The sequence below is a fragment of the Anaplasma bovis genome (assembly GCF_036903315.1).
Lineage (GTDB): Bacteria > Pseudomonadota > Alphaproteobacteria > Rickettsiales > Anaplasmataceae > Anaplasma > Anaplasma bovis.
In genome coordinates this window covers 1-7,628 of record NZ_JAWLNY010000049.1, presented here as the reverse complement: position 1 = coordinate 7,628, position 7,628 = coordinate 1, and the positions used below count along the sequence as shown (strand labels likewise).

The 7,628-nt window shown below is 44.8% G+C and carries 1 protein-coding gene; it reads right to left on the bottom strand.

Features of this window, described 5'->3' with window-relative positions; all coding sequences use genetic code 11:
* On the bottom strand, window positions 1–7,628 hold a 7,628-nt coding region (locus R4I06_RS03935; RefSeq protein WP_334414258.1), incomplete at both ends, for a hypothetical protein.

The following is a 7,628-nucleotide window of genomic DNA, read 5'->3' as shown; positions in this document are numbered from 1 at the left end:
ACCGTCACAGCGGCTTTCACGACAGGAGCTTCAGGTGAATGCTTAGGATTCACAATATTCTCAACGGTATTTGTTGAGGCAGCAACTTTTGATAAGTCGCGAGTTACCGTAGCCTTTATAGGCCCCAATGCTCCAGGTGAAGATGCACTTCTTTTCATTCTTCCTTTCTCTTTCATTGCTGCAGGTACTGATACAGCAGCTTTCACGACAGGAGCTTCAGGCGAATGCTTAGGATTCACAATATTCTCAACAGTATTTGTTGAGGCAGCAACTTTTGATAAGTCACGAGTGATTGTGGCCTTCATAGCCCCTAATGCTTCAGGTGAAGATGCGCTTCTTGGCCGTCTTCTCAACGGGGTTTTTCCCCCATCTACGGATGGGCTTACAGTCTGCATTGCAGCAGGTATTGTTACAGCTGCATGCACAGTAGGAACATGAGGGTTGTTATGGTTAGGTTTCATAGTATTCTCAATAGTATTAGTTGAAGCGTTAACTTTTGATAAGTCATGCGTCACTGTAGCCTGTATAGGTCTAGCAGACTTCGAGCTTTTGTTGGAAGTACGTTTATTTCGTCTTTTTCCACGAGGTGTCTGAGTATCAGATTCTGTACCAGATGAAGATGCACTTCTAGACCGTTTTCGAGACGAGGTTTTCCCTCCACTTACTGATGGATCATCAGATTGCGCGGCTACAGACCTGGTCGTTGTTTTTGCCGTAGGTGGTACATGGCTATTACTAGGTTCTGTACCACGTTCTGTTTCTCCCAAAGTTTGAACAGGCGAAGGGTCACGCACAATAGAAGCCTGAGTGGATCTGTTGGATTGCTGAGGAGAGCCACCAGCTCCGTTATGAGGATGTGTATCAGTTCCATGCTCATTAGGTGGAGAAGCGCTCCTTCTCTTCTTTTTGGATGATGTTCCTCCTTCATTCACTGATGGATTCTCAGTTTGCACTGCAGCAGGTATTGTTATGGCGGCTTGGGTAGCCTGTTCGTTGAAGCCTTGCATAGGACCTGCGTGCTGTACAGATGCGTCTACTGGAGTTGAAGTTAGCAGTGGGTCATTTGCAATTGTTGCGGCGATAGATTTGGAACTTCCCTCTGGCAGTTTTGCTCTACCTGTAGGAGATGCAAGTTTTAGCTTTGTCGCTTTTCGTACATGAGTCTGCACACTTTTTTCACTCGTGTTTTCAGGTACTATGTACAATAGCGTCTTAGTTGATGCCTGCTCTTCAGGCCCTACAGCTGCATCTTTAGATGAAGTTTGGGATCTACCAGGTGCGTTAAGCTCCTGCAGCGGCGCCAACAGATGTTCTTCTATACTCGTTGAGGTGGTGGTACGCAATATCTCGATCCTAGCACCAAGAGGAGAGGGTGAATTTCTGCCTGCAGGCCCTACAGCCGCATCTCTAGATGAAGTTTGGGGTCTACCAGGTGCGTTAAGCTCCTGCAACGGTCCTAACAGACGCTCTTCTATGCTTGTTCCAGCGGCAGTACGCAATATCTCAAGCCCAGCGCCAATAGGAGAAGGTGAGTCTCCGCCTGCAGGTCCCGCGGCCGCATCTCTAGATGAAGTTTGGGGTCTACCCGGTGCGTTAAACTCCTGCAACGGTCCTAACAGATGCTCTTCTATACTCGTTCCAGCGGCAGTGCGCAATATCTCAAGCCCAGCATCAACAGGAGAGGGTGAGTTTCTGCCTTCAGGATCAATACTTTCTGTCATGGAGAAAGTTTTAGGTGTTGTGAGTCGTTCATCTAACGGTGGAACATCCGGATCTAGAGACGGGTCATTTTGAGACATGTTATGCTGCTGATCCCTATCTGGACTTAGATCAGGGCTATCAACCTCCTGTGTAGCAGAACGCCAACGTCCCATTCTCAGCGCTTCGGCAAGGGGATATCCCCCCACGTAGACTTGACAGTTATTGAAGTTTAGATTTTCTCCCTTATCCCCGCATGAGTTTAGACTGTCAGGGTGCACACATATCGTGCCATCGTCCTTAACTTCAACAGCTACCTTTTGTAGACCTCCACCATTCTTAGGCCTCCAAGCAAGGTCTAATTTTATAACACCTTTAGTGGGGACATAATTACGCTTCTTACCTACCTTTTCTACGATTCCTTGATCCTTACCATCGTTGAAACTCATGTTGGCAGAAGATAGTGAATTGCTAGAGCACATATCGCACAACAGCAATTTGCTCACCGATAATGTTGACCCAGGTGATACCTCTAAAGACAGCCTAGAACCGGAAATATCACAGTGCTGCAGATTTGTTTTCTTGCCCTTACCTGTAACAAACTTTTTTTCTACTTCTTCTTTTAACTTCTCCCTTAAAGAGTGATACCGAAGCCTACTATCCGCTACCAACTCTAAGCAGCTTTTTTTCTTTCCGAATACTGGTCCTGTAAGGGTCTTAGCTATGTCGCAGACAGTGAAACCATCGTTGTTTCTGTGATGCAGCGGAGCTCCATGAGTCACCAACGTTTCAATGGTTTTAATGTGTCCTCCCCTGATGTTTTCCTTATTTTGTATCAGGTTGATCAGTAGGCTATGCAGAGGGGTATTACCATTGTCGTCAAGCTGATTTATATTTCCGCCTGTGCTCATAACGCTCAGAAACGCATCGTGGTTACCTGATACAGTAGCGTTGTGTACGCGTGATTCGCCATGGGCATCTTTATCGCCAATGCTAAATACAGAGTAGCCCTCGCAAATGTGGTGCTGCATTGCACTTTGGCCTGAAGATTTCGCCAAAACTGTATTGAGATCAGAATGTTCGGAAATACTCTTCTTAGTGAGTTTTGTTTCTAGTATCCTGAATAACTCATATGATGGTGTTACGCCTACTAGAGTCTCTATAAAGTTATATCCCTGACAGTTTTTATGCTTTAGGAAGACATCTTCAAGTAGGGCAGGGTCTTCCCTGTCAAGCTGCTCAACAATGTCAACGCATATCTCTTGTAAGAGATTAGACCTTTGCACACCTATCTCTTCGCTTTGAAGTCTTGATGTCAGATCTTGTATAGCGCTTTGTAGGGGGTTATTGCCTTGATGATCCACATTTCTGAGCAGGTTTCTTAGAGACTCATCTCTTAGAAATGCTTCTATGTATGCGCGGTGATCACGAGTAATACCGCCTCTTAAGGAGGCTTGATCCCGCAAAATCATACTAAACAAAGAGCGAAATGGGTTTGTAGAGTTGCGCATATATCCAGTGTCGGTGCGAGACATGGTGGACAGACGCTGCACTACGTGGTCGCTGAACCCCTCCTGCATTCTTCGGAGCTCTGTATCGAACTCTTGCTTTAGCTCACATTCTTTGTCTGCGGCAAATGCTGCGACACTACGAAGCATCTCGCCATTGACCCCTTTGAGTTCACCTAAAACTGTCTGCACAGTTGTCCCGCTTACAGACTGAGTAGTGCACCCGCACCTCTCTAGTAGGGATTTATATAACTCTACAAACTTTTCGTCGTTAGATAGCGAACCGTTATTAATCATCATTTTACCGATTCGCACAGGGAGGTTATCTCCTTCTGAATTTGTTATGTTTGGACAAAGCTCGTCGAACCTCTGCTCAAGAAGATACTTTACGAACCCAGCGTTTTTTGTTCCGAGCGCATGATCGATAGGGGAATAAATTCTCTCGCCGTCTGACCTATAGAAAGTAAACGCATTCATTGGTATTGAATTTACCTCACTGAGGCGTGCAGCGGGAATTTCATTTTCGCTAGCCAGTAGGTCGAACAAGTAACTTTGTTGGTCGAGCAAGTCATTCTTTGCCCTCGAGACGATAGTGGGCGATACCTCAAGAGGGTTTATTTCCCTAAATGACTTAGCAGATTCGTGTACTAGTGTATCAGAGAGCTTATCAGCGTCTCTTCCCTTCTTTGTTATTCCTTTACGTATAGCTTCTAAAGCGCTACTCTTCCCGGTATTGGGTAGAACGTTTCTATCTATGAAATCGTTAATTATAAGGTCTTTGCGACTCGCATTGGCGGACGCCAACTCCTTCTTCACATAAGCAGCTCTTTTCTTATGAGAGATCTTCTCTAGCTTGGTATCCAGAGCAGGATTATCGCGCACTATGAGCTCCAACATCTCACTTGTGCGGATAGGGTCTGGGCATCGCGCTGCATGAGCTAGCATGCCTTTTCCGTCCTTATCCAAAGTGTTTAGAACAGGGTTTTCACTCACCAATTTATCAAAGACATACCCGCCTTCTGGGTGCCGCATACCACTAGATGCACAAAGGTGAGCTACATTTTCGCCATTTTTTGTAGTGATAGAAGGATCTCCTCCGAGCATCATAAGCTCTTCAAGAACTTTGTGAGAACCATTCATCGCGGCTAGATGCAGTAGAGTAACACCATCTACCTTTTTATTGACGGTATCACTTAAATTATATACGTCTTCTTCATAGAGGTCGCCGGCAGAACCGCCGCTACTTAATGAAGTTTCATGACTCCTTCTTCCTTCTGCTTCAGAAATCGTTTTATCAAGTAAAAATCTGCTATAGTTCTCCAATAATCTCTCAGTTACTAAGGAGTTTTCTCTCTTTCTGAGTGACGAACGCAAGATGCTACTACGGCCATCAGGACCATCATCAAACAAACGTCCCGCAACAGCAGCCATGTGTTTCTGTAGTGCATCTATCTTTGTTGTTCCAATACCAAGATCTGACCCAAAGTCGACCAAAGATCTAATAACTGCTGATGAGAACTTTGCCTGGTCTTCGGGAGAAAGAGGCCTATTAGCATTCGGATTTTCTGCACTATGGTAGCTATTGCTCCTATCAGCATTTGCATCATGCTCTTGTGATACTCTTCTTTCTTCTTCATTAAGAGCAAAGTTTAAAGTCTCACTAGCTAAGTACTTTTTCAGTTCTTCACTACGCTCTGATTTTTCACGGAAGGTTGCGACAGCAAACTCGTATGGAAGCATACGGGATCCCGGGCTATCACTGTTGTTGTGTGGTGTTGCGATCAGTGAAGGATTTCTGCTTAAAATCTCTTTTACGTTCCCCAGATTCCTAGATGCTATTGCAATATATAGGTCTTGCGATCCCAGCACAGCTGGCATGCCGGCAATTCCGGTATTGTATGCGCTTTTTGCTCTGGGCATACCTCTTGAGGCTATAAGGGCGTGTACGAATCCCTTGTCGAACCTACTTATTTCGTCTGCGCTGCTGTTTTCAATAATGTATGATAGAAGGTTGTCCTTCCCTTCTAGTAAAATGCTATAGTTGCTCCGATTCTGCTCTTCTAGGTGTTCTATTACTTCACGAGGGGGTATATGGCTGATAAAGCCCACATTATCGTACTCGAATGCACACTTTACGAAGAAACCATGGCTTTCGTTAGATAGGTTAGCCAAATCCATGAGGCTTTCATAAAGCTCTTTATTGTACGTTCCCTCGTCAGCTAATTTGTATAAGAGATCCTTTACCTTGGCAGATACGCCCTTAGTAATTTCATCTACCTCTATTACGGCTTGGTCGTTACCATTTCTAAGATTAGCTTCTACCTTTTTCTCTATCCGGCTGAGTACTTTTCGAGCCAAGAGTCGCATTAAATCCGGATTATAATGCTTGCACGCTTCTCTTATCAAATACCGCTCATGGCCTTCATTACCGAGGATATCGACTCTTTTTGTATTACCGGATTCTTCGTTGCGGAGATTATATCTATGTGCCGCATCAAATAACCATGCAAGAAGGGGGGCGCTGCCACTCTTCAATGCACTGTCTACAATATCGCTGCTTGCAGCTACTATTTCTATATCGTTGTGAGATAGGGTACTACCGGCGAACGCAAGCAAAGCACTTACATGCTGCTCTCCGAGCGATAGCGCAACATCAAGAGGAGTTACTTGATCAGCATTTTTTTGCATTAACGCTTCGCGCACCAACTTCGAATCGTGCTCAGTGTGTGGTAGAGAATGCAGGAAATCGAGAGAAGATGATCTAATGATCGTATGTAATAGATTATCTTTACTATCTCCTCTGGGAGTGCAAATCTCCTTCTTGCTTGCTGTATCAACAAGGTGCTTAGCCATGCTGTAATTCTTGGCTTGAAGCGCTACCTGTAGTGGAGAACCTACGGTGGAGATATTATCTATGGCAATCTTGCCAGATAAAACGCTTTTTTTGCGATACTCTGCAGTGAGCATATCCATCTGTTCAGGTGTGCCAAACAGGGCAACAAGGGTGAATATGCTATGCCCTTTGCCATTTTCCAGAGCTGTTTTTGTGAAAGATTTCTTAGTATTGAACAGGCTCAATACTTCTCTCTTAAACCGCCCAGGGCTACTTACGCTTCCCTTTATATTGGCTATATGGCTTCTCAGAAGCCCATACTCGCCAAACTGCTCTGTACTCTTTTCTGCTGAGCTGAGTTTTGGCCCTTTTTCTTCGCTGACTTTTAGGTATTTTCCTAGAACACTATCCTGCTTTTGTGCGGATAGCGTCGGTGATAAGTATTTACTTATCCCCGGGTGCAACTTTTCAAAAACATCAGCAAGTAGTTTTCTATCCTGTATTGCAGACTTTTCCAGTATTCTTTCCGCATCAACTCTCTCCAGTCTTCCTCCTGACTGAATATGTGCTTCTGTAATCTTTGCTGCATATCTTGGAGACGCAACAGCTACCTGCTCTATACTACTTATTGGATCAAAGAGTATCGTGTCATGTCCGGTCATTACCTCTTCGTGGAGGTCAATCAATTTTTGAACGGTCCTCTTATGACCATGATCTGAAGCGATTTCAACGAGGCTTTTTTGTGTGACAGGATCGCTGATATACAAAATACTAGGGAAGGCAGATATTAGTCCGTATATCTTCTTCTCATTACCATTTTTAGCATACTTTAGGCACAGGTCGGCCATTTCTTTCTTCAGGGCCGATTTGCCATATGAATTATCATGGGAAGGCCCTCCAGCAGGATCTCTACAGACACGCGAAAGAAAGACTTCCTCACCTTTTGCATCGTATGAGTCATATAGGTGCTCCGCAATCGATACCCCATCCTTTCCCTTCTCAGCCATTTTTTTGCGCACGGCCTCCTCGGTTTCAGGAGAGCAATTTAGAAAGATGTGTTCAAGAAGTCCTGCAGAGATATCACGGTCGACCAGGTCCGCTATACACCGGGTATCAAGCTCATATCCGGTCATGTAGCGCCACAGCACATTACTGAGCACATCCTGGCTTTTGTCTCTGTAGCGAAGTGCAGTTTTGACAACTTGCTGAGGTGATGTATTGCAGTTCCAGAAATCTTCAATCTTATCTGTTATGTTGAGCAACTCACGGGTAAGTTGTATATTTCCAGCTGCTAATGCGCACCCAAAGAACGTCTCTACGCTCTTCTCATCTGTAAAATATCTCTTCCAGTTTTGTGTTAAGTAACGGTGAGAGATGAAATTTTCCCCATCACTTAATATTTTCACTAATCTTTTTGGATCTCGTAAAAGATACTGTCCGCACTCCTTGAGGAACTTTGCCCCGTGCTCGGTATCATGCCCTGTAAAATTTTCGATGAATGGAGAATCGCCCTCTTCCAATAGACAAACAACAGCCTCACGCCTACAACTTTCCTCGTTATGGAAGCGCTCAAGCAACCGCAGGTCTTT